This is a genomic window from Nocardioides sp. Z38_18 (genome assembly GCF_058215695.1).
Map to the genome: position 1 here is coordinate 60,497 of NZ_JBZAJE010000003.1, position 22,980 is coordinate 83,476.

The following is a 22,980-nucleotide window of genomic DNA, read 5'->3' on the forward strand; positions in this document are numbered from 1 at the left end:
TCACCCCACCCGAACCGAACCAGCAAGGAAGCAGACCATGGACGCCTGGAACACCCCCGAACGCAAGGCACTTCGCGACGCCGTCACCCTCTTCACCACCCGCGAGATCGTCCCGCTCCTCGCGCAGTGGGAGGACGAGGGGCAGCTGCCTCGCGAGCTGAGCAAGAGCGCCGCGGCCGCGGGCATCCTCGGCGTCGGGTTCGACGAGGCCGTCGGCGGCGAGGGCGGCAACGCCATCGACACGGCCGTGGTCACCGAGGCCGTGATCGAGGCAGGCGGCAGCGCCGGCGTGATCGCGTCGCTGTTCACCCACGGCATCGCGGTCCCGCACATCATCGACAGCGGCAACCCCGACCTGATCGACAGGTTCGTCCGGCCGACCCTGGCCGGCGACCTGATCGGCTCGCTCGGCGTCACCGAGCCCGGCGGCGGCAGCGACGTCGCCAACATCACCACGCGCGCGGTCCGCGACGGCGACCACTACGTCGTCAACGGCGCGAAGACCTTCATCACCTCTGCGGTGCGCGGCGACTTCGTCACCACCGCGGTGCGCACCGGCGAGTCCGGCTTCGGCGGGGTCAGCCTGCTGGTCATCGAGAAGGGCACTCCCGGGTTCGAGGTCGCCCGCCCGCTGCGCAAGATGGGCTGGCACTGCTCCGACACCGCCGAGCTCAGCTTCACCGACGTCCGCGTCCCCGCGGCCAACCTGGTGGGGGAGGAGAACGGCGGGTTCATCCTGCTGATGCAGCAGTTCGTCAACGAGCGCCTCGGTCTCGCCCTCCAGGGCTACGCCACCGCCCAGCGCGCGCTCGACCTCGCCGTGCGCTACGCCAAGGAGCGCGAGACCTTCGGCAAGCCGCTGGTCAGCCGCCAGGTGATCAGGCACAAGCTGGTGGAGATGCACCGTCGTACGTCCGCGGCGCGCACGCTCACGCGCGCGGCCATCGAGAAGTCGGTCGAGCGCTCGGTCACCGACCCCGACGTGATCCTCGATGCCCTGATGGCGAAGAACACCGCCGTCGAGACCGTGGAGTGGGTGGTCAGCGAGGCCGTCCAGATCCACGGTGGCGCCGGGTACATGCGCGAGTCGGAGATCGACCGTCACTACCGCGACGCCCGCATCCTCGGCATCGGCGGCGGAGCCACCGAGGTGCTCAACGACCTCGCGGCCAAGCTCCTCGGCTACTGACCCACCCGGTACGGCGGCAGCGCTCGTCCGGCCCGCTCAGATCCATGCGTCGAGCGGGTCGGTGAGCGCGCGGCCGCCGTACTGGATGCGCTTGCACAGGGCCTCCACCAGTGGGAGCTCGCGCTCGATCCAGATCCGGGCGAGCGCGGACTTGCTGGCGAGCAGCTGGTCGTCGCCGGTGGCGGCTGCGGCGACGACGCACTCCGCCCAGGTCCAGGCGACGGCCAGGGTGCCCAGCGCGGTGAGGAGGTCGTAGGAGACCGCGGTCGCCTCCGTCTCGTCGACCTCGGCGATCATCGCCACCGCCTTGCGCAGCTCCACCGTGGCCTCGCTGATCGGTCCGAGCAGCGGGGCGAGCTCGACCAGGTCGCTGGGTGCGGCGGCGAGGAACGAGTCGATCACACCGAAGAACGCGTCCGTGGTGCTCCCGTTGCGCGAGACCAGCCGGTTGCGGACCAGGTCACGTGCCTGGATGCCGTTGGCGCCTTCGTAGATCTGGCCGATCCGCGAGTTCCGCACCCACTGCTCGACCGGGTGGTCGCGCATGTACCCGTGTCCGCCGAGCACCTGCTGGCAGTCCACCGTCGACTGCAGCCCCTTGTCGGTGAAGTACGCCTTGAGCACCGGCGACAACAGCTTGACCAGGTCGGCGGCGACCGGTGAGCCGATCGAGTCGGCCTCCAGCTGCCAGAGCGCAACCCGCGCAGCCAGGGCACGGCCGCCCTCGGCGAAGGCGCGCGTGGACAGCAGCAGCCGGCGTACGTCGGGATGGACGACGAGCGGGTCTGCGCGGAGGTCCGGTCGTCGTGCGCCGCCGGGTGCACGTCCGGAGAGCCGCTCGTGCGCGTAGGCGCTCGCGTACTGGTAGGCCAGCTCGGAGTAGGCGATGCCGGACAGCGCCGTGCCCAGCCGCGCCTTGTTCATCAGGAAGAACATCGGGCCCATCGATCCCGCTACGCCGGTCTTGGCGGGATCCACGATCCGCCAGCCGACCGCGCCCTCGAAGCGCAGCGCGCAGGTGGCGCTGCCCTCGATGCCCATCTTGTGCTCGATGGCGTCGACGTGGACACCGTTCGGTCCACCCAGTGCCCCGGTGGCCGGGTCGAGCTCGCGCGCCGGGACCAGGAAGACGCCGACGCCGGCCAGTCCCTCGGCCACCGTGCCATCGGGCTCGACGACCTTGGCCAGCACGATGTGGACGATGTTCTCCGTCAGGTCGTGGTCACCGCCGGAGATGAAGATCTTCTCGCCCCGGATCCGCCAGGTGCCGTCAGGCTCCTGCTGGGCACGGGTGCGCAGCTCCTTGAGGTCGGACCCGGCCTGGCTCTCGGTCATGCACATCGTCGCGGTCCAGTCGCCGCCCACCAGGCGCGGCACCACGTGAGCGCGCATCCAGTCCTCGCCCAGGGCAGCGATCATGGTCCCGGCCACGCCGCAGAAGGCGCCGTACATCGCGAACGACTGGGCGGTCGCGCTGCGCAGCTCGCCGAGCGCCAGCGTGACCACGCTCGGGAGACCACCGCCGCCGATGTCTGCCGGCACGTTGAGGACGTGCCACCCGGCCTGCCGGTACAGGTCCCAGGCCTTGGGGAAGCCCTCGGGCGTGCGCACCCTGCCGTCGACGAGGTGTGCACCCTCGTGGTCGCCGGCGAGGTTCAGCGGGGCAAGGACCTCCTCGTGGAAGCGGGCACCCTCGCCGAGGAGGTCCCGCACGTCGTCGGCGGTCACGTCCTCCAGCCCACGGAGGTCCGGGCGCTCGTCGATGTGGAGGAGGTCCTTGAGGACGAAGAGCCAGTCTGCGAGCGGGAATCGGTACGTCGTCACTGTGCGGGTGACCCCTCTGTGGTCGTTTCGTGTGGGCCGGGGGTGCTGTCGAGGATGCCGGCGCCGGCCTCGGCCAGGCGCACGAGCAGCGGAGCGGGCGTGAAGCCCTCACCGTGCTGTGCCGCGAGCTGCCTGAGGCGGTCGACGACGGTCCCGATCCCGATCTGGTCGGCGTAGTGGAGCGGGCCGCCCTTCCAGTCCGGCCAGCCGTAGCCGTGACGCCAGACCACGTCGACGTCGCTCGGCCGGTTGACCACTCCTGCCTCGATCAGCAGGGCCGCCTCGTTGATCATCGGCAGGATGAGGCGATCGGCGATCTCGGCGTCGGGGATGCGGCGCCGCTCGACTCCGGCGCGCGCCGAGGCCTCGATGACCACGGCGGACACCTCGGGGTCGGGGCGGGGGGTGCGGTCACCCTCCTTGTAGCGGTAGTAGCCGCGACCGGTGCGCTGACCGCGGTGGCCGCGGCGGTAGAGCTCGTCGACCAGCCACTTCTCCTCGCCGGTCTCCTGCCGGCGGCGGTAGCTCAGCTCTATCCCGCCGCCGAGGTCGAGCATCTCGTAGGGACCCATCGGGAGCCCGAACTCGCGCACGACCCGGTCCACCTGTTCGGGGAAGGCGCCCTCGAGGAGCAGGGCCTCGGCCTGGCGGTTGCGGGCGAACATCATCCTGTTGCCCACGAACCCGGGGGAGACCCCGACGACGACCGGCGTCTTGCCGACCCGGCGTACCAGCTCCATCGCGGTGGCCAGGACGGCCGCGTCGGTGGATCGGCCGCGCACCACCTCGACCAGCTTCATCACGTGGGCAGGGCTGAAGAAGTGCAGCCCCACGACGTGATCGGGGCGTCCCGACGCCTCAGCCAGGTCGTCCAGGTCGAGGCTGGAGGTGTTGGTCGCCAGGATGCAGTCGGGTTTGGTCGCGGCCGCCAGCTCGGCCAGCACCGACCGCTTGAGGGCGAGCTGCTCCCAGACCGCCTCGATCACCAGGTCGGCCTCGCCGAGGCTGGAGATCGCGTCCTCGATGCGCAAGCCTGTGCGGGGCAGCTCGAGCCGGTCGAGGTAGGCCTCGATGTCGCCCTGCGCGCGTTCCCGGGCCGGGCCGTCGGGATCGACGAGCGTGACCTGCGCCCCACCGGCCAGCAGGGCCTTCGCGATCCCGGTGCCCATCGTGCCGGCGCCCACCACTCCGACCTCGGCCACCTCGCGCGCCAGTGCCAGGTCGACGTCCGGAACGGTCCGCGACATCGCAAGGGACTCGGCGGCGTACTCGCGCGCTCGATCCGCCGCCACGGTGGTGAAGTACGGCAGCGCCGAGCCGTCCTCGGCCTCCTCGAACCCGACCCGCAGCTCCTCGCCGATGGAGATCGCGTGCACGTCGCAGTCCGCGAGGACCGTGCTCATCCGGGGGCCCTCGGCCAGTTCGACGATCGCGGCCGCACGCGGTCGTCGCGAGCGGGCCACGATCGAGTAGGAGTACAGCGTGGCGGTGCCGCTCGCGGCCTCCCACACGGTTCGGTCCGAACCGCACAGGGGGCACCGGCGGCGCGGGTACCAATGGGGTCGATCGCAGTCCTGGCAGCGCTTGAAGGAGAGCACGCCTTGCGCGGTCCCCTCCCAGTACGGCTCGTCGTGCGCCGTACGAACGGGCGCAGGGTGGGTGGATCGGGATTTCCTGCGCATGGGTCTACTCCGCCTGGAAGATGGTGGTTGCCGAGACATGGCTGCTGGCGATCATGCCGCCGGTCGCGTGGGCCAGGACGAACTCGCGGTCCTCGACCTGTACGGCGGGATGCGCCTCGCCGCGGCACTGTCGTACCGCCTCGAGGAGCTTGGGCATTCCCCCCTTGTTCCCGGGGTGGTTGTTGCACAGTCCGCCGCCGTCCGTGTTGAACGGGAGCGTGCCCTGGCCCGAGATCAGGTTGCCGTCGGCGACGAAGGCGCCGCCCTCGCCCTTCGCGCAGAAGCCCAGGTCCTCGAGCTGGACGATCACCGTGATCGTGAAGCTGTCGTAGAGCGAGGCGTACCCGATGTCGGCGGGCGAGATCCCGGCCTCCGCAAAGGCCGCCGGACCCGAGCGAGCTCCCGCCGAGGTGACCAGGTCGCCGGTGCCGCCGTGCGGGTGCTTGACGGCCTCGCCGGAGCCGGCGAGGCGCACCTTGGGCCGGGCGAGATCACGTGCGATCTCGTCGCGGACGAGCACCAGGGCGCCGCCCCCGTCAGTGACCACGCAGCAGTCGAGCCGGTGCAGCGGGTCGGCGACCATGGGGGAGGCGAGCACGTCCTCGACGGTGACGACGTCGCGCAGCTTCGCGTTCGGGTTGTGCTGGGCGTGGTGGGAGGCCGCGACCTTGACCCACGCGAGCTGCTCGGGGGTGGTCCCGAACTCGTGCATGTGACGGCGGGCCACCATCCCGTAGGCGTACATGGGTCCCTTGGGGAGGCCGGCGGTGTAGGGCCCGCTGGGCACCGCGGAGGCGTCGACGCCACTGAGGCCGAGGCCGCCGCCTCGAGCCAGGGGAGTGTCGGCCATCGTGATCAGTGCGACATCGCACTTCCCGTCGGCGATCGCCTGTGCGGCGTGACGCACGTGGAGCAGGTACGACGAGCCGCCGGACTCCGTGGTGTCCATGTGCCGCAGCCGGTCCAGGCCGAGGTGGTCGGCCATGGTCGCGCCACCGAGGCCCGGTGCGTCGGCACCGCAGAAGTACCCGTCGACGTCGGCAAGGGTCAGCCCCGCGTCCGCAAGCGCGCCGTGCGCGACATCGGTGTGGAGATCGGCGACCGTCTCGTGGACGGCCCGCCGGATCGGGTGCTCGAAGATGCCTGCGACGTACGTCGAGGGCGTCGTTGCTTGGGGCATGTCAGGGACGCTAGGGGCGCCTCATCGCTCGCGCAGCACGTATCCCGTTGGGTGATAGAAGGTCAGTGCCTCCTGTGGCCGTTCACTAGCGTCTCGATCATGTCAGTCGCACGCACCGTCACGCCGTCGCCGGCACCCTTCCGAGAGCTGCCCTTCCTCAAGCGCGACATCGAGGCCGAGCAGCGGGCCGACGGCTGCCTGCTGGTGCGCAGCCGGGTGCCCCTCGTGGACCGCGTCGACCACGTGCCGTCCCTGCTTCGCCGCAACGGCCGCACCCGACCGGACGGGGTCTGGATCGCCCAACGGCGCGGGGCGGATCGGGCCTGGCACACGCTCACCTGGGGCGACGCGCTCCGCCAGGTCGACTCACTGACGCAGGCATTCCTCGACCTCGGGGTCGCAGGCCGGCCGGTGATGGTGCTCAGCGGCAACTCGCGCGAGCACGCGGTGGTCCAGCTCGCCGCGATGCAGGCCCGGATGCCGTACGCGCCCGTCACCCCGGCGTACGCCGCCCAGGGAGGTGACCACGCAAAGCTGCAGGCGATGGTCGATCTCGTCGATCCGGCGGTGCTGTTCGTGCAGGACGCCGCCGCTGTCGCGGACGCGCTCGCGCTCGTCGGCGAAGGCCGCATCGTCGTGGCCGTCGACGGGGCGGCGGACCCGCAGCACGTGCCGTTCGCTCGACTCGCGGAGACGGCGCCGACCTCCGAGGTGGAGAGCTCGATCGCCGCCATCGACCTGGACACGGTGGCGAAGTACCAGTTCACCTCCGGGTCGACCGGGGTGCCGAAGGCGGTCATCGTCACCCAGCGGATGCTGGTCACGGCGATCGCCTCGAACTCCATGCTGATCGCCCGGCGCCCCGGTGACGACCTTCCCGTGAGCATCGACTGGCTGCCGTGGAGCCACGTGGCCGGCGGGACGGCCATCTTCAACCGCGTGCTCGAGGCAGGCGGCACGCTCTACATCGACGACGGACGGCCCACCGAGGCGGAGTTCGGCGAGACCCTGCGCAACCTGCGCGAGATCTCTCCCACCAGCTTCAGCAGCATGCCGCTGGGGTTCGGGATGCTGGTCGACGCGATGGACGCCGACCCCGAGCTCGCCCGGCACTTCTTCGCCCGCCTGACCCGCGCGACGTACTCCGGAGCTCGCCTGCCCGACGAGATCTACACGCGCTTCCAGGAGCACGCGGTGGCGCACACCGGCCTGCGGATCCCGTTCGGGTCCGGCTACGGGTCCACCGAGACGACGGCTGCCTGCGCCTTCGTGCACTGGCCGAGCGAGCGTGCGGGCCTGATCGGCCTGCCGCAGCCCGGGATCGAGCTCAAGCTCGTCCCGCTCGGCGCCGACCGCTACGAGGTCCGGGTGCGCAGCGAGACCGTGACCCCGGGCTACCTGGGGCAGCCGGAGCTCACCGAGCACATGCGCGACGAGGAGGGGTGGTTCCTCATGGGCGACGCGGCGACGTGGGTCGACCCGGAGGACCCCAACCAGGGAATCGCCTACGCCGGCCGGGTGAGCGAGGAGTTCAAGCTCCAGTCCGGCACGTTCGTGCGGGTCGACGAGCTGCGGCTCGCCGTACTCGAGGCTGCTGCGCCGCTCCTGCGCGACGTGGTCGTCGCCGGTGCCGACCAGCCCTACGTCGCCCTGCTCGGCTGGCTGAACGCTGACGCCTGCCGCGATCAGTTCGGAGAAGGCATCGACCCGAGCAGCTCGGACCAGGTGCGTGCCGAGCTGGTCCGGAGCCTGGCCGCCTACAACCAGGCACACCCGGGATCCAGCACCCGGGTACGCCGACTGCTCCTCCTGAGCGAGCCTCCGGACCGGGCCGCGGGCGAGATGAGCGAGAAGGGCAACGTCAGTCAGCGCGCCGTCCTGGAACGGCGACGGGCGGAGGTCGCGGAGCTCTTCGCCGACCACGTGTCCGCGTCCGTCATCGCGATCGACTCCTGACCGACCACGACATCAAGGACACGACATGACCACGACCGACCTCATTGCCATCGAACGCACCGACGACATCGTCACCGTCGCGCTCAACCGGCCCCGTGCACGCAACGCGATCAACGACGAGATGGTGCGCGGGCTGGAGCAGTTCTTCGAGCGTCCCCCCGAGGGATGCCGCGCCGTCGTACTGCATGCCGTGGGCGACCACTTCAGCGCCGGCCTCGACCTCAAGGAGCTGATGTCGGCTCGCTCGCCTGATCCCCAGGACGGTCTGCGGCGGTCCCGCCGGTGGCACCGCGCCTTCGACCTGATCCAGTTCGGCGAGGTGCCGGTGATCTCGGTGCTGAAGGGCGGAGTGATCGGCGGGGGACTCGAGCTCGCGAGCGCCACCCACCTCCGGGTCGCTGAGCCCTCCACGTTCTTCGAGCTCCCGGAGCCCCAGCGCGGCCTCTTCCTCGGCGGCAGTGGGTCGGTCCGCATCCCGCGCATCATGGGCGCATCGCGGGTGGTGGACATGATGCTGACCGGCCGTGTGGTCGACCGGGCCGAAGGCCTCGCTGTCGGGCTCGTCCACTACGCGGAGGAGGCCGGAGCCGGGCTTGAGCGGGCCGTGCAGCTCGCCCGCAAGATCGCGGAGAATCCGCCGATGGCGAACTACGCGATCATCAACGGCATCCCCCGGATCCAGGAGATGGGGATCGCCGAGGGGCTCTTCGCCGAGAGCATGGTCGCCCGCGGCACCCGTGGAGGCGCCGAGGCTGCCGGCCGGATCACGGAGTTCTTCGACGGGCGCAAGCGGTCGCAGTAGCCCGTACGTCGGTCGGGCTCGACACCGCGGGGCCCAGGGCGCTTCGCCCCGCCCGGCTCTTCCAGTTGTGACGTCTCGGCGCGACTCGGGGTTTCAGCTGTGACGTGTCGGCGGGGTCTGGGTTCTCAGATGGGACGTGTCGGCGGGTGGGTCAGCAGGTGGCGCAGGTGCCGAAGATCTCCAGGGTGTGGCTGACGTCGGAGAAGCCGTGCTCGGCGGCCACGGAGCGGGTCCACTTCTCGACCGCGGGGCCCTCGACCTCGACGGTGGCGCCGCAGGAGCGGCAGACCAGGTGGTGGTGGTGGGTGCCGCTGCACCGACGGTAGATGCTCTCGCCGGACTCGGTGCGCAGCGAGTCGATCTCGCCGGCCTCGGCCAGCGCCTGCAGCGCCCGGTAGACGGTGGAAAGTCCCACCTGCTCGCCCTGCTGGGAGAGCAGCCCGTGGATCTCCTGGGCGCTGCGGAAGTCGTCGAAGGTCGCCATCACAGCGGCGATGGCGCGGCGCTGTCGGGTCGGTCGACCGGCGGAGGCGCCCCGGATCAGGGTGGGGTCAGTGTTCGTCATAGTGCCCTCCGTGCGGAGCGTGCCGGTGTCCGTCGTGGATGTAGTCCACATGATCGCCGTGCTCGACCGCCGGGTGGCCGCAGGCCGGGCCGTGGTCGTGCTCGTGCTGCTCGTCGGCCGTGCAGTGGTCCTCGCCTGCCTCCGCGGCGAAGGGTGCGTGCAGCCGCGCGCGGTGACGCAGCCAGGCCCCGATCGGCCAGGTGGCGACGAACCCCGCGAGGGACAGCAGCACGATCGTGGGACCGGGAGCCACCGTGGCGTGATCGCTGAGGAACGCCGAGACCACCAGCCCACCGACCGAGGCGAGCGTGCCCAGCACCATCGCGGCCCCGAGCGTGGTGCGGAACGAGCGGGTCAGCTGCTGCGAGGTCGCCACCGGCACCACCATCAGGGCCGATACCAGCAGCAGCCCCACGGTGCGCATGGCGACGGTCACGCTCACCGCGGCGAGCACGGCCACCAGGAGGTTGTACGCGCGGACCTTCAGGCCCGAGACACGGGCGAACTCCTGGTCGTGCGCGACCGAGAACAGCTGGGGAGCGAGCCCCACGCAGAGCACGATCACGGCCACGGCCAGTGCCATCGTGACGAGCACGTCACCGGGGGAGATCGTCGTGATCGAGCCGAAGAGGTACTCCTGGAGCCGCGCGGCACTCTGCCCGCCGAGACCGGTGATCAGCACACCTCCGGCCAGGCCGCCGTAGAACAGCAGCGCCAGCGCGACGTCGCCGTTGGTGTGTCCACGCTCGCGGATCACCTCGATCAGCACCGCGCCGAGGATCGCCACCACCACCGCGGTCCAGGTCGGGGAGGCGCCGGTGAGCAGACCGAGGGCCACCCCGGTCACCGCGACGTGCCCGATGCCGTCGCCCATCAGCGCCATCCGCCGCTGGACGAGGTAGGTGCCGACGGCCGGCGCCGCGAGCCCGGTGAACAGGGCGGCGAGCAGGGCCCGCTGCATGAAGCCGTAGCTGAACAGGTCCATCTCAGTCACTCTCCAGGGGAGAGGCGACGTGGGGGGCGTGGTCGTGGCGCGGCAGGTGGTCGTGGTCCTGCAGCGGGTGGTGGTGATGGGTGTGCGGCTCCGCGAACACGGTGTCGTGCACCTCGTGGTCGCCGAGCGGGGCGCCGTCGTAGGCCACCCGGCCGTCGCGCATCACCACGGCGCGGTCGATCAGGGGAGCGAGCGGGCCGAGCTCGTGGGCCACCAGCACGATGGTCGCGCCGCGCTCCTTGAGCACGCGGAGCGCGTCGGCCAGCGCGACCTGGTTGGCCAGGTCGACACCGGCCGTCGGCTCGTCGAGGAAGAACAGGTCCGGCTGCCCGGCGAGGGCGCGCGCGATCAGGGCCCGCTGCTGCTGCCCGCCGGAGAGCTGGGAGATGCCGTCCTTGGTCTTCTCGGTCAGCCCCACGACCTCGATCGCCTCGGTGATCGCGGCGCGGTCGGTCCGGGAGAGCGGGCGCAGCAGCTTTCGCCGGCTCAGCCTGCCGGACGCGACCAGCTCCCACACGGAGGCGGGGACGCCCGAGGTGGCGCCGGAGCGCTGGGGGACGAAGCCGATCCGCGACCAGTCGTGGAAGGAGTCGAAAGGCGTTCCGAACAGCCGCAGCGACCCTGCGGAGAGCGGCAGCAGCCCGGTGAGCGCGCGCACCAACGTGGACTTGCCCGAGCCGTTGGCTCCCATCAGGGCGACGAACTCGCCGTCCTGGACCCGGATGCCGACGTCGCGCAGGATCGGCCGGCCACCGATCGCGACCGCGCCACCCTCGAGGTCCACCGGAGGTCCGCTCACCGGCACGAGTTCGCCTCCTCCAGCGCGGCGAGGTTGGCTCGCATCAGCGAGAGATAGTCCTCGTCCGCGGTCTCGTCGCTGAGGCCCTCGAGCGGGTCGAGCACCGCCGTCCTGACCCCCATGTCCTCGGCCAGCGACTTGCTCAGCCGCGGGCTGGTCAGCCGCTCGGTGAACACGGTGGTCAGCCCCTCGCTGCGGATCAGCCGCTGCAACCGGGCCAGGTCCGCCGGAGTGGGCTCGGCGCCGGGGGAGAGGCCGGCGATGGGCTCCATCTCAAGACCGTACTTCGTCAGGTAGCCGAACGCGTCGTGCGGGACCACCACCGTGGAGCGCTGGCAGTTCTCGAGCCCGGCGCGGTAGTCCTCGTCCAGCTTGGTGAGGTCGGCGCGCAGCGCCTTCGCGTTCGCGGTGTACGCCGCCGCGCCGTCCGGGTCTGCCTTCGCGAGCTGCTCGGCCACCGCGTCCCCGACCTCGGCCATCCGGAGCGGGTCCTGCCAGAAGTGCGGGTCGAGGTTGCCGTGGTCGTGGCCCTCGTGGCCCTCGTCGCCCTCGTCGCCGTGGTCCGCGCCGTGGTGCTCGACCTCCTCGAGGTCGGCGACCTCGGCGGCGTCGACGGTGCGCCCGGTCGCGTTCTGGTCCACGGCGTCGTCGACCGCCGGCTGGAAGCCGCGCTGGTACACCACGAGGTCGGCGTCCACGATCGACGCGCTCTCCCGCACGGGGATCTCCACGTCGTGGGCCTCGCCGCCGGGCTTGGTCAGGTTGGACACCTCGGCCCGGTCGCCGGCGACTCGTGCCGCGACGTACTGCAGCGGGTAGAACGCCGCGACGACCTGCAGGTCCTCGTCCGAGGAGGGCCCCGCGTCGGAGAACGCGGCGCAGCCGCTCAGGGAGAGCGCTGCCGCGGTGACGGCGCTGATCACGACCTTCTTCATGAGAACCATTGTCATCCCTAATGAAAATCATTGTCAAAACGAGGGCGCTGTCGCCCGCGGCGCCCAAACCGGTTCGTCGCTGGCCGAGGCCCCTGCGTAGGGTCGACCGCGTGCTGGTCGTGAACAGGTTCCGGGTGCCCGAGGAGGACGCGGGCTCGTTCCGCGCCGATCTCGAGGCGGCGTACGCAGTGCTCGCGCAGCAGAAGGGGTACGTCGAGGGCCAGCTCGGCCGCAACGTCGACGACCCCACCCTGTGGACGATGGTCACGCGCTGGCGCAACGTGGGCAGCTACCGGCGGGCGCTGTCGACGTACGAGGTGAAGATGGGGGCCGTCCAGCTGCTGAGCAGGGCGATCGACGAGCCGTCGGCCTACGAGTCCCTCGACGGCGAGCTCAACGAGTCGTGGCCGCGCGAACTCGGGTGAGCGCGGCGCCGGCACCTCGTTAGACTGCGGGCTTCCCCCCGAGATCTACAGGAGCACCACCTTGGCCAAGCCGCCCCCGTCCGCCGTCGACAACGTCGTCTCCCTCGCCAAGCGTCGGGGCTTCGTCTATCCCTGCGGCGAGATCTACGGCGGGACCCGGTCGGCCTGGGACTACGGCCCCCTGGGCGTGGAGCTCAAGGACAACATCAAGCGCCAGTGGTGGCGCTCGATGGTGCAGGCCCGTGAGGACGTCGTCGGCCTCGACTCCAGCGTGATCCTGCCCCGCCAGACCTGGGAGGCCTCGGGCCACGTCGCCACCTTCAGCGACCCGCTGACCGAGTGCCAGTCGTGCCACAAGCGGTTCCGCGCCGACCACCTCCAGGAGGCGTACGCCGAGAAGAAGGGCATCGAGGACCCCGACTCGGTCGATCTCTCCACGCTGGCCTGCCCCAACTGCGGCACCCGCGGGGCGTGGACCGAGCCGCGCCAGTTCTCCGGCCTGCTCAAGACCTACCTCGGCGTGCTCGAGGACGAGTCCGGGCTGCACTACCTGCGCCCCGAGACCGCGCAGGGCATCTTCTTGAACTTCCAGAACGTGGTGACCAGCTCGCGTCGGAAGCCGCCGTTCGGCATCGGCCAGATCGGCAAGAGCTTCCGCAACGAGATCACCCCGGGCAACTTCATCTTCCGCACCCGTGAGTTCGAGCAGATGGAGATGGAGTTCTTCGTCAAGCCGGGCGAGGACGAGGAGTGGCACCAGTACTGGATCGACGAGCGCACCCGCTGGTACACCGACCTCGGCATCAACCCCGACAACCTGCGCCACTACGAGCACGCGAAGGAGAAGCTGAGCCACTACTCCAAGCGGACCGTCGACATCGAGTACCGCTTCAACTTCGCCGGGTCCGAGTGGGGCGAGCTCGAGGGCATCGCGAACCGGACCGACTTCGACCTCAAGACCCACGCCGAGCACTCCGGCCAGGACCTGTCCTACTTCGACCAGGCCGCAGACGAGCGCTACTACCCCTACGTGATCGAGCCGGCCGCCGGGCTGAGCCGCAGCCTGATGACGTTCCTGGTCGACGCCTACACCGAGGACGAGGCGCCCAACACCAAGGGCGGGGTCGACAAGCGCACCGTGCTCAAGCTCGACCCGCGGCTGGCGCCGGTGAAGGTCGCGGTGCTGCCGCTGAGCCGCAACGAGGCACTGACCCCCAAGGCCAAGGACCTCGCTGCCGAGCTGCGCGCGCTGTGGAACGTCGAGTTCGACGACTCCGGTGCGATCGGGCGCCGCTACCGCCGCCAGGACGAGATCGGCACCCCCTACTGCGTCACCGTGGACTTCGACACCCTCGAGGACGGAGCGGTGACCGTCCGCGAGCGTGACTCGATGGCTCAGGAGCGCATCTCCCTGGAGGGTGTGCGCAGCTGGTTCGCCGAGCGCCTGATCGGCTGCTGAGCTTCCCGACGCGTCGGGGCCGGGTGCGCTGAAGTTCGGCGTTCCCGTCCCGCGGGAGGCACAATGTGCGCGTGAGTTCACTTCGTCGTTCCCGCATGCGCCTCGCCGCCGTCCTGCTCGCGCCCGCTCTGGTCCTCGCGGGGTGCGGCGGTGGTGACGGCAAGGGCTCCGATGCGAAGCCGAAGGCGGTCCTGCCGACGGGCAACGTGGAGGTCCCCGACGGGGTCACCCTCACCGCCGCGGGCACCAAGCTCGGGTTCGCCCAGTCGGCGGTGGTCGCCTACGAGCCGAACACCGAGCGGAGCTCGGTCCTGTCGCTGACCGTCGACTCGGTGCAGACCGGGCAGCTCGCCGACTTCGCGGCCTTCCAGCTCGACGACGCCACCAAGAAGTCGCGTCCCTACTACGTGCGGGTGCGGGTCGAGAACGTCGGCACCGGCGACCTCAGCCGCATGGGCGTCCCGCTGTACGCCGTGGACCAGGCCAACTCGCTGATCCGCCCCTCCTCGTTCAGCACCCCCTTCCCACGGTGCCCCTCCACGCCGCTGCCCGAGGGTTTCGGCGCGGGGAAGACCTACCAGGGCTGCATGGTCTACTTCGTGCCGGAAGCCGGCACGCTGGAGGAGATGAGCTACCGGCCGCTGCAGGCCTTCGAGCCGATCACCTGGAAGGGCACCGTGCAGCCCCCGGTGCTGACGAAGGCCCAGAAGCAGGCCCAGAAGAAGGCCCAGCAGCGGGCCCAGCAGAAGGCCAAGAAGCAGGCCCAGAAGAAGGCCCAGAAGAAGGCGCAGCCCTGAGCACGTCGACCCCCCTCACCGAGGACCGCCCCCGCACCCTGCGACTCGGGCCGCTGGAGGTGGCCACGCCGGTGGTGCTGGCCCCGATGGCCGGCATCACCAACGCCGCCTACCGCCGCCTGTGCAGCGAGCAGGGGGCCGGCCTCTACGTCTGCGAGATGATCACCAGCCGCGGGCTGGTTGAGGGCGACGAGACCACCCGCAAGATGCTGGTCTTCGACGAGGCCGAGACGGTGCGCTCGGTGCAGCTCTACGGCACCGACCCGGCGTACGTCGGCAGGGCCACCGAGATCCTGTGCGCGGAGTACGGCGTGGCGCACGTGGACCTGAACTTCGGGTGCCCGGTGCCCAAGGTGACCCGCAAGGGCGGCGGCGCAGCACTCCCGTGGAAGCGCACGCTGCTCGGCGAGATCCTCCAGGCCGCCGTCCGGGCCGCGGCGCGCTACGACGTCCCCGTGACCATGAAGACGCGCAAGGGCATCGACGAGGACCACCTCACCTACCTCGACGCCGGCCGGATCGCCCAGGAGGCCGGGGCCGCGGCGATCGCCCTGCACGGGCGTACGGCGATCCAGGGCTACTCCGGCGTCGCCGACTGGGACGCGATCACCCGCCTGGTCGAGCACGTGGACATCCCGGTGCTCGGCAACGGGGACATCTGGGAGGCGGCCGACGCGATCCGCATGGTCGAGCAGACCGGGGCAGCCGGTGTCGTGGTCGGTCGCGGGTGCCTGGGGCGGCCCTGGCTGTTCCGCGACCTCGCCGCCGCGTTCGCGGGCCCGGGCGACGGGGGAGCCGAGCCCACGAGCCTCCCGCGGCTGGGGGAGGTCAGCGCGATGATGCGTCGCCACGCCGAGCTCTTGTGCCAGCACATGGGTGAGGAGCGCGGCTGCAAGGAGTTCCGCAAGCACGTGGCGTGGTACCTCAAGGGGTTCCCCGTGGGCGGTGACCTGCGACGCGAGCTGGCGCTGGCGACCACGCTGGCCGAGATCGACGAGCTGCGGGCCCAGCTGGACCCGGGCGCCGAGTTCCCCGTCTCCGCGCTGGGGGCACCGCGTGGCCGCCAGGGGAGTCAGCGCAAGCGCGTGGCCCTTCCCGAGGGCTGGCTCGAGGACACCGACGGCACCCGCCTGGTGCTGCGCGAGGACGCCTCGGAGACCTCCGGGGGCTGACCGCCACGACGGATGCCGACGCTCCGTCAGCCTGGTGGCGTGGGATAACTCACTGCACAGTTCGGTAGACAGGTGTAGTTAGTTGATCGCTTGTCGTGGTTGCATCGTTCGGGTCATTTGCCCCCGAACGATGAGGAACACCCGTGCTCCAACGAAGGCTGCGAGCCAGCTCCCGTGGCAGGCACGCCGTCGAGTCGGAGACGAACCGCCGGCGCGTGCTGAGCCTGGCGTCCGCGCCCCTGGTCACCGTCCTCGCCGTCGGCACCGGGGTCGTGACCACGGACCTGGGCCGGTCCGAGCCGACCAGTCCGAGCGCCGCCCGGCCCGCTCCGGCCGTGAGTGCGGCCTCGGCGACGCCGGCCACCGACCGCCTCGCCCAGGACGCCACCCGCGGCGTGATGGACCGGACGCTGGGCACCTCGCGCTCCACCGCCCGCGTCCCCCTCGTCAACAACCGGCTGCCGAAGCCCAAGGGCAAGCTGTGGACCACCGGTGACCTCAACCTGCGCATCGAGCCGCGGGCGAAGGCGCGAGTGGCCGGGCTGCTCCAGGAGGGCAAGCAGGTGGCGATCACCGGACGTCGCACCGGCGGGTTCGCGGAGGTCATCGTGAACCAGGTGCCGCGCTGGGTGACCGCCGACTACCTCAGCCGCAAGAAGGCTCCCGAGGCGATCGGCCTGAGCAACCAGCCGTGCCCGGACGGCTCCTCGATCGAGTCCGGGCTGCAGGCCTCCGCGGTGAAGGTCTACCGGGCGGCGTGCGCCGCGTTCCCCGAGCTCTCGTCGTACGGCGGCCAGGACGGCCACGGTGAGCACGTGAACGGGCAGGCCATCGACTTCATGGTGACCAGCTCATCCCTCGGCCAGCGGCTCGCGGACTTCCTCTACGCCCACCGCGCCGAGCTCGACCTGTTCGACATCATCTGGGCGCAGCGGATCTGGACCAGCCAGCGTTCCGGAGAGGGCTTCCGGCCGATGTCGGACCGTGGGTCGGCGACCGCCAACCACTTCGACCACGTGCACATCATGGTGCACTGAGCGGACCTTACTGTTCGTTCCGCAGGTACTGAACCATTGGTACAGTACCTGCATGACAACCTATGCCGAAGCGCGCACCGACGCGCGGTCACTGCTGCTGCCGTACACGCTCGCCCTGGTCGCGGCCATGGTCCTGGTCCAGGCCGTGATCGCGACGACCGGCGGCGAGATCACCGTCCTCGCCAGCATCCTGACCGCCTTGGTCGCGGTCGCTGCCGCAGTCTGGGCCCGGGGGAACCGCCACCGGCTGGCGCACGTGCGTTTCGGCGCCGTCCTGGTCCACGCCATCGCCTTCGTCACGGTGACGACCTCGTTCAACGCGCATGCGGTGCTGCCCACCCTGGCGCACGGCTCGGGTGACGGCGGCTTCGACGCCGCTGCACACGAGCTGCTGGCGACCCCGTGGTTCGGCGCCACCCTGGTGATGAGCGCGGCCTGGGGGACCGGACTCCTGATCCACCTCGTGGGGTCGGTCCTGGGCCGCGGCTGGGAGGACTGAGCGTGTCCGGGCGGCGTCCCGGCGAGAGCGAGGAGTGGGTCTCCCACCGAGTCGACTCGTGGGTCGAGACCTACAAGAAGTCGATGCTCACCCCGGTCATCCTGGCCGTGGTCGCAGGGCAGCAGCCGGTGGGGGTCGGTGCCGTGGCGCAGGCGGTCACGGACACCACCGGGTGGCAGGTCACCGAGCGAGGTCTCTACCGGACACTCAAGCGGCTCGAGGACTCCGGTCTGTTGAGCAGCAGCGACGTCGACGCTCCCCGCACCGGCGCCAAGCGCAAGGAGCTCTCGGTCACCGCCCTCGGCGCCGAGTTCCTCGCGGGCGTGCGTGAGCACCTCGTGGCCCTGCCGGACCCGGCGGTTCTCCCGGCGGTCCTCAGGGCCCCAGACCGGCTCAGAGGCCGAGCGTCGCCCCGCGCAGTGCGGCCACCGAGTCCTCGGGACCGGTGAACTCCAGGCCGGCGTACTGGTCCCGCCCGAACAGGAAGAGCGCCAGCTCCGCAGGGGGACCGCTGACCACGGCGGGGCCGGTGTCCTTGCCGGGCGCCTTGCGCAGGACCGCCGTGCGCGGCCCGTTCGGGGCGGACCAGCGGATCTCGACGGGAGCCTCGACCCCACGCACCAGGCCCCGGCCGGCCACGGCGACGGACTTCCAGATCGCCTTCTGCTCCCGGTCGGTCAGCTCGCGCGGCGCCCAGCCCGGGGCCGCTCGGCGGATGTCCTCGTGGTGGACGAAGTACTCCAACGTGTTCACCGCGCGGTCCAGCGGCGGGACCGCCATCGGGGACCACTTCGGCGGTCCGCTCCGCACCCGCTCGACCAGCGCGGTGAAGTCCTGCCGGTGCAGGCGGCGCGAGGCACGCTCGGTCACCCCTGCCAGCTTCGGCACCAGGATCCCCGATGCGCCGATCGGGTCGCGCTCGCGGACCAGCAGGTGGATCACCAGGTCCTTGACGGTCCAGCCGCCACACAGGGTCGGGGCATGCTCCCCGGACTCGAGCGCGGTGTTGCAGAGGGCTGCGCGCTCAGTGCGCGACATCGGCTCCATGTAGTGATCCTAGGGCGCTCGGCCCTGTTGGACGACCCGGCAGTCGCAGCACACGGAAGGTGATGTGTGGAATGCATGGACCCCCTTCTAGGGTTGCACTCGTTGTGTCGACCTCACCTGAACCGCTGCGTCCTTGAGCAGCGCCAAGACCGCCTCCACGCTGCTGGGCGGCTTCCGCGTGCTCGGGGTCGCCATCCGGCGTGAACCCTGGGTGTTCACCCTGTCCACGCTCGGCAGCGTGCTGTTCGGCGCGCTCACCGTGGCCGACGCCTGGGTCCTGGGCTGGTCGACCGACCACGTCGTTCTGCCCGCCTTCGAGACCGGGGCGACCACCACCGGCGGGCTGATCGCCATCCTCGCGCTGTTCCTCGGCGTCGCGATCCTGCGCGCCGTGGGCATCGTGGCGCGACGGCTGGGCGCGGGGATCATGCAGTACCGGATGCAGGCCGCCTACCGCCGCGAGGTCACCCGCCAGTACCTCGACCTGCCGATGTCGTGGCACCACAAGCACCCGACCGGTGAGCTGCTCTCCAACGCGAACTCCGACGTCGAGGCGGCCTGGGCGCCGATCGCGCCGCTGCCGATGGCGGTGGGCACCTTGGCGATGATGGTGATCGCAATCGCCCAGATGCTGTTCACCGACATCGCGATGGCCGTGGTCGGACTGCTGGTCTTCCCCCTGGTGATGCTGGTCAACGTCTGGTTCCAGCGGATGTCCTCGCCGATCTTCACCAGGATCCAGGCGCTGCGCGCAGAGCTCAGCGAGATCGCCCACGAGTCCTTCGACGGCGCCATGGTGGTCAAGACGCTGGGCCGGGAGAGTGAGGAGACCGACCGCTTCGCGGCCAAGGCGCGGGTGCTGCGCGACGAGGGCATCCGGGCCGGTCGCATCCGCGCTGCGTTCGACCCCTTCCTGGAGAGCCTGCCCAACCTCGGGGTGCTCGCGGTGCTGGGTGTGGGCGTGCTGCGCGTGCGCTCCGGCGCCGCCGACCCCGGTGACGTGGTCACGGTGGCCTACCTGCTCACGATCGTGGCCTTCCCGATCAGGTCGATCGGGTGGCTGCTGGGGGAGTTCCCGCGCTCGGTGGTCGGCTACCAGCGGGTGCACCGGGTGCTGGACACGGTCAGCGACACGACGTACGGCGACGCCCGGATGTCGTCGCGGCCCGAGGGCATCGCGCTCGAGGTCGACGGGCTCGGCTACACCTACGTGGAGGGCCAGCGCCTGCTCGAGGAGGTCGACTTCTCGGTGCCGCCCGGTCGCACGGTGGCGGTCGTCGGCGCCACGGCGTCGGGGAAGAGCACGCTGACCTCCCTGGTCACCCGGCTCGTCGACCCCGACCGCGGATCGATCCGGGTGGACGGGCAGGACCTGCGCGACCTCGCGCCCGGTGAGCTCGCGGGCCACGTGTCGCTGGTGCCGCAGAGTGCGTTCCTCTTCGACGACACGGTGCGCGGCAACGTCACCCTCGGCGCGGACCTGCCCGACGAGGAGGTCTGGGAGGCGCTGCGCACGGCCCAGGCGGACGGGTTCGTCGCGGCGCTGCCGCTCGGCCTCGACAGCCGGCTCGGCGAACGTGGCGCGACGCTGTCCGGCGGGCAGCGGCAGCGGCTCTCCCTCGCCCGCGCGCTCGTACGCCGCCCGCGACTGCTCGTGCTCGACGACGCCACCTCGGCCGTCGACCCCGAGGTCGAGGCCCGGATCCTGGAGGCGATGCGCCGTCGCGGAGGCGACTCCACGCTGCTGCTGATCGCCTACCGCAAGGCGACCATCGCGCTGGCCGACGAGGTGCTCTTCCTCCACGACGGCCGGATCGCCGATCGCGGCATCCACGAGGAGCTGCTGCGACGCAACCCCGACTACGCGACGCTGGTCAACGCCTACGAGACCGAGGAGGTGGCCCCGTGAGCACCGCGACGACGAGCTCCGACGGAGCCGACCTCGAACCGGACGACCTCACCGCCCTCGGCACGAGTGTGGACAGCGGCGAGGAGATCGGCGCCATCGAGACGATCCGGCGAGGGCTGGCGTTCTCGCCCGAGCTCTCGGCCGGCTACGGCTGGACGTTGCTGCTCGCGGTGATCGGCACCGCCGGCCGGGTGGTGGTGCCGATCTCGGTACAGCAGACCCTGGACCGGGGGCTCAACGGCCCGAACGGCGTCGACGTGTCCTTCGTGAGCATGATGGCGGTGCTCGCGGCGCTCGCGATCGTGGCGACGGGAGTCTCGTCGTACTTCATGACCGCGCGGCTGTTCACCGCCTCCGAGCGGGGACTGGCCACGCTGCGGATCAAGGCGTTCCGGCACGTGCACGACCTGCCCCTGCTGACCCAGAACACCGAGCACCGCGGGGCCCTGGTCTCCCGGGTGACCAGCGACGTCGACCAGGTCTCGCAGTTCCTGGTCTTCGGCGGCGTCTTCGGCATCATCAGCGTCGGTCAGGTGCTGCTCGCGACCGTGGTGATGCTGTTCTACTCCTGGCAGCTCACGATCCTGGTGTGGATCTGCTTCCTGCCGCTGTTCCTCTCGCTGGGCTACTTCCAGAAGCGGCTCTCCGCCGCCTACGGGGTGGTCCGGCGCTCGGTGGGGGCGATGCTGTCCGCGATCTCCGAGCCAGTGGTGGGCGCGGTGACGGTGCGCACCTACGGCATCGAGGAGCGCACCCAGGAGCGCATCGACGAGGCGATCACGGTCAACCGGGTCGCCGCCACCAAGGCACAGGGCCTGACCGCGTTCTCGTTCAGCCTCGGCGGCGTCTCGGCCGGCCTGGCCAACGCGGGGGTGCTGATCCTCGGGATCATGCTCGGGCTCGACGACAAGATCACCTCCGGTGAGGTGATCGGGTTCGCGTTCCTGGTGACGCTGTTCGTGGGCCCGGTGCAGATGGGCACCCAGGTGCTCACCGACGCCCAGAACGCGATCGCGGGCTGGCGCCGGGTGATCGGCATCCTGGAGACCCCCGCCGACCTCGACGATCCCGGACCCTCGGGCCAGTCGCTGCCGCGCGGTGCGATGGACGTGGAGTTCGAGGACGTCTCCTTCGGCTACCCCGGGGGCCCGCTCGTCCTGCGCGAGGTCACCGAGCACCTCGAGTCCGGGAGCCGGGTGGCCGTGGTGGGGGAGACCGGTTCCGGCAAGACCACCTTCGCCAAGCTGCTCACCCGGTTGATGGACCCCACCTCGGGGGTGGTGCGCCTCGACGGCGTCGACATCCGCGAGGTCGAGTTCGCCTCCCTGCGCAGGCGGGTCGTCCTGGTGCCGCAGGAGGGCTTCCTGTTCGACTCCACCCTGCTCGAGAACGTCCGGTACGGCGACACCGACGCCACTCGCGAGGAGATCGTGGCCGCGGCGGAGGAGCTCGGCATCGGGGACTGGCTCGACGGGCTGCCGTGGGGACTCGACACCCGCGTCGGGCAGCGCGGCGAGTCCCTCTCCGCGGGGGAGCGGCAGCTGGTGGCCCTGCTCCGTGCCCATCTCGCCGATCCCGACCTGCTCGTGCTCGACGAGGCGACCAGTGCGGTCGACCCCGCCCTGGAGATGCGCATCGGGCGTGCCCTCGAGCGGCTGATGTCCGGCCGCACCAGCGTGACGATCGCGCACCGGCTCTCCACCGCGGAGAGCGCGGACGAGGTGATCGTCTTCGACCAGGGGCGCGTGGTCCAGCGCGGCCCGCACGCCGAGCTGGTCCACCAGCACGACGACGACGGCGTGCCCGGCGTGTACGCCCGGCTGCACAGCTCCTGGGTGGCCCAGCAGTCCCGGTAGCCGAAAAAAGTCGAAGAAACTTCAACCTCGCGCCAAACCGCGGGGACACGGGCACCGAAGACCTCGTATGGAGCGGGTCGGAAACCACCGAACCCGGCCGCCCATCCACCCGAGGAAGGCACATCCCATGAAGAAACTGCTCAGCTCGTCCCTCGCTGCTGCCGTGGTCGGAACGATGTTCACGGTGCTTCCCGCTACTCCTGCCAACGCCGCGAGCGCGGCCCCGGCGCCCGCCCAGGCGGGCAAGGCCCTCAAGCAGCGCAGCCTCGCCACGGTGCTCGCCGCCGACGGGCAGCGCTTCGACCGCAACTGGGGTGACTACGACGTGCTCGACAAGGCCGTCGGCGCGGTGCTGAAGGCCAAGCCGGACAGCGCGGTGGCCGTGCTCGCGGACGGCTCGGTGACCCTGACGGCCTTCCTGCCGACCGACCGTGCCTTCCGCCGCCTCGTGCACAGCCTCACCGGGAAGCTGCCCGCGCGGGAGTCCGGCACCTTCAACAAGCTCGTCGCCGCCGCGGGCGTCGACACGATCGAGCAGGTGCTGCTCTACCACGTGGTCCCGGGGGCCCGGATCACCTACGCCCAGGCCCGCAAGGCCGACGGCGCCACCCTGAAGACGGCTCAGGGCGCCACCCTGGGCGTCAACGTGCGCAAGCACGGCCGGATCGCGCTGGTCGACCGCGACCCCGACGCCCGCAACGCCGTGATCAAGAAGAACGCGCGCAACATCAACAAGAACAGCCGCCAGATCGGCCACGGCATCGACCGCGTGCTGCGTCCCATCAACCTCTGATCAACCTCTGACCCCCTCCGGACGGGCAGCCACTCACCCGGGTGGCTGCCCGTTCGGCTG

21 protein-coding genes and 1 pseudogene are annotated in these 22,980 nt (G+C 71.0%); 13 read left to right on the forward strand and 9 right to left on the reverse strand.

Going from position 1 to position 22,980, the window contains the following annotated elements; translation table 11 throughout:
* Positions 1-37: 37 nt before the first annotated feature.
* Complete coding sequence (locus AC4BGC_RS19620) at positions 38-1,189, forward strand: acyl-CoA dehydrogenase family protein (RefSeq protein WP_490557287.1); 1,152 nt, start codon at positions 38-40, stop codon at positions 1,187-1,189.
* A 36-nt stretch (positions 1,190-1,225) separates the two neighbouring features.
* Here AC4BGC_RS19620 and AC4BGC_RS19625 read toward each other — a convergent pair whose 3' ends face one another.
* The 4 genes and pseudogenes from AC4BGC_RS19625 to AC4BGC_RS19640 all read right to left on the reverse strand — a co-directional run bounded on the left by AC4BGC_RS19625 (position 1,226) and on the right by AC4BGC_RS19640 (position 5,875).
* Positions 1,226-3,013 carry an acyl-CoA dehydrogenase family protein gene (locus AC4BGC_RS19625; protein ID WP_490557288.1) on the reverse strand — a complete coding sequence of 596 codons (1,788 nt, stop codon included), beginning with the start codon at positions 3,011-3,013 and terminating at the stop codon, positions 1,226-1,228.
* On the reverse strand, positions 3,010-4,524 hold the full coding sequence (locus AC4BGC_RS19630; RefSeq protein WP_490557599.1) for a 3-hydroxyacyl-CoA dehydrogenase NAD-binding domain-containing protein: 1,515 nt from the start codon (positions 4,522-4,524) through the stop codon (positions 3,010-3,012). Before AC4BGC_RS19630 ends, AC4BGC_RS19625 begins: the two co-directional genes overlap by 4 nt.
* A gap of 15 nt (positions 4,525-4,539) precedes the next feature.
* Positions 4,540-4,734: pseudogene (locus tag AC4BGC_RS19635) on the reverse strand (zinc ribbon domain-containing protein); the annotation flags it as partial.
* Entirely contained in the window at positions 4,700-5,875 is a 1,176-nt protein-coding gene (locus AC4BGC_RS19640; protein WP_490557290.1) for a thiolase domain-containing protein, read from the reverse strand. The pseudogene AC4BGC_RS19635 and the gene AC4BGC_RS19640, both read right to left, overlap by 35 nt.
* Positions 5,876-5,974: 99 nt before the next feature.
* On the opposite strand from AC4BGC_RS19640, the gene AC4BGC_RS19645 reads away from it, so the two are divergent.
* Together AC4BGC_RS19645 and AC4BGC_RS19650 are read left to right on the forward strand one after the other, a co-directional pair.
* Positions 5,975-7,831, forward strand: a complete 1,857-nt coding sequence (locus tag AC4BGC_RS19645) for an AMP-binding protein (protein ID WP_490557292.1) — start codon at positions 5,975-5,977, stop codon at positions 7,829-7,831.
* A 25-nt stretch (positions 7,832-7,856) separates the two neighbouring features.
* A complete protein-coding gene (locus AC4BGC_RS19650; RefSeq protein WP_490557293.1) occupies positions 7,857-8,633 on the forward strand; it encodes a crotonase/enoyl-CoA hydratase family protein in 777 nt (258 codons plus the stop codon).
* A gap of 151 nt (positions 8,634-8,784) precedes the next feature.
* Here AC4BGC_RS19650 and AC4BGC_RS19655 read toward each other — a convergent pair whose 3' ends face one another.
* The 4 genes from AC4BGC_RS19655 to AC4BGC_RS19670 are packed head-to-tail and all read right to left on the reverse strand — an operon-like array spanning position 8,785 to position 11,941.
* Positions 8,785-9,198, reverse strand: coding sequence for a Fur family transcriptional regulator (locus AC4BGC_RS19655; RefSeq protein WP_490548528.1), 414 nt, complete (start codon positions 9,196-9,198; stop codon positions 8,785-8,787).
* Positions 9,185-10,183 (reverse strand): metal ABC transporter permease, encoded by a 999-nt coding sequence (locus AC4BGC_RS19660; RefSeq protein WP_490557294.1) that lies wholly within the window; start codon positions 10,181-10,183, stop codon positions 9,185-9,187. Before AC4BGC_RS19660 ends, AC4BGC_RS19655 begins: the two co-directional genes overlap by 14 nt.
* A 1-nt stretch (position 10,184) precedes the next feature.
* On the reverse strand, positions 10,185-10,991 hold the full coding sequence (locus tag AC4BGC_RS19665) for a metal ABC transporter ATP-binding protein (protein WP_490557296.1): 807 nt from the start codon (positions 10,989-10,991) through the stop codon (positions 10,185-10,187).
* The gene (locus AC4BGC_RS19670) at positions 10,988-11,941 is read right to left on the reverse strand and encodes a metal ABC transporter substrate-binding protein (RefSeq protein WP_490557298.1); all 954 of its coding nucleotides are present in this window, start codon (positions 11,939-11,941) and stop codon (positions 10,988-10,990) included. Before AC4BGC_RS19670 ends, AC4BGC_RS19665 begins: the two co-directional genes overlap by 4 nt.
* A 95-nt stretch (positions 11,942-12,036) precedes the next feature.
* Here AC4BGC_RS19670 and AC4BGC_RS19675 point away from each other — a divergent pair, with 95 nt between their 5' ends.
* From AC4BGC_RS19675 to AC4BGC_RS19705, 7 genes are all read left to right on the forward strand, one after another.
* Entirely contained in the window at positions 12,037-12,351 is a 315-nt protein-coding gene (locus AC4BGC_RS19675; protein ID WP_490548532.1) for an antibiotic biosynthesis monooxygenase family protein, read from the forward strand.
* Positions 12,352-12,412: 61 nt separating this feature from the next.
* Positions 12,413-13,810 (forward strand): glycine--tRNA ligase, encoded by a 1,398-nt coding sequence (locus AC4BGC_RS19680; RefSeq protein WP_490557299.1) that lies wholly within the window; start codon positions 12,413-12,415, stop codon positions 13,808-13,810.
* Positions 13,811-13,881: 71 nt separating this feature from the next.
* On the forward strand, positions 13,882-14,607 hold the full coding sequence (locus AC4BGC_RS19685) for a hypothetical protein (RefSeq protein WP_490557300.1): 726 nt from the start codon (positions 13,882-13,884) through the stop codon (positions 14,605-14,607).
* Between the two features lie 59 nt (positions 14,608-14,666).
* On the forward strand, positions 14,667-15,779 hold the full coding sequence (dusB, locus tag AC4BGC_RS19690) for a tRNA dihydrouridine synthase DusB (protein ID WP_490557301.1): 1,113 nt from the start codon (positions 14,667-14,669) through the stop codon (positions 15,777-15,779).
* A gap of 143 nt (positions 15,780-15,922) precedes the next feature.
* Positions 15,923-16,816 carry a VldE C-terminal domain-containing protein gene (locus AC4BGC_RS19695; protein ID WP_490557302.1) on the forward strand — a complete coding sequence of 298 codons (894 nt, stop codon included), beginning with the start codon at positions 15,923-15,925 and terminating at the stop codon, positions 16,814-16,816.
* Between the two features lie 52 nt (positions 16,817-16,868).
* Positions 16,869-17,315, forward strand: coding sequence for a hypothetical protein (locus AC4BGC_RS19700; RefSeq protein ID WP_490557304.1), 447 nt, complete (start codon positions 16,869-16,871; stop codon positions 17,313-17,315).
* 2 nt (positions 17,316-17,317) lie between these two features.
* A complete protein-coding gene (locus tag AC4BGC_RS19705) occupies positions 17,318-17,764 on the forward strand; it encodes a PadR family transcriptional regulator (RefSeq protein WP_490557305.1) in 447 nt (148 codons plus the stop codon).
* Here AC4BGC_RS19705 and AC4BGC_RS19710 read toward each other — a convergent pair.
* Complete coding sequence (locus AC4BGC_RS19710; RefSeq protein ID WP_490557306.1) at positions 17,709-18,362, reverse strand: TIGR03085 family metal-binding protein; 654 nt, start codon at positions 18,360-18,362, stop codon at positions 17,709-17,711. The two genes, AC4BGC_RS19705 and AC4BGC_RS19710, sit on opposite strands and share 56 nt — an antisense overlap.
* A gap of 133 nt (positions 18,363-18,495) precedes the next feature.
* Between AC4BGC_RS19710 and AC4BGC_RS19715 the strand changes: the two genes are divergently transcribed.
* From AC4BGC_RS19715 to AC4BGC_RS19725, 3 genes are all read left to right on the forward strand, one after another.
* Complete coding sequence (locus AC4BGC_RS19715; protein WP_490557307.1) at positions 18,496-20,271, forward strand: ABC transporter ATP-binding protein; 1,776 nt, start codon at positions 18,496-18,498, stop codon at positions 20,269-20,271.
* Positions 20,268-22,127 carry an ABC transporter ATP-binding protein gene (locus AC4BGC_RS19720; RefSeq protein WP_490557308.1) on the forward strand — a complete coding sequence of 620 codons (1,860 nt, stop codon included), beginning with the start codon at positions 20,268-20,270 and terminating at the stop codon, positions 22,125-22,127. Before AC4BGC_RS19715 ends, AC4BGC_RS19720 begins: the two co-directional genes overlap by 4 nt.
* Before the next feature lie 127 nt (positions 22,128-22,254).
* Positions 22,255-22,920: a fasciclin domain-containing protein gene (locus AC4BGC_RS19725; protein ID WP_490557309.1), complete on the forward strand. Its 666-nt coding sequence runs from the start codon at positions 22,255-22,257 to the stop codon at positions 22,918-22,920.
* The last annotated feature ends 60 nt before the right edge of the window (positions 22,921-22,980 follow it).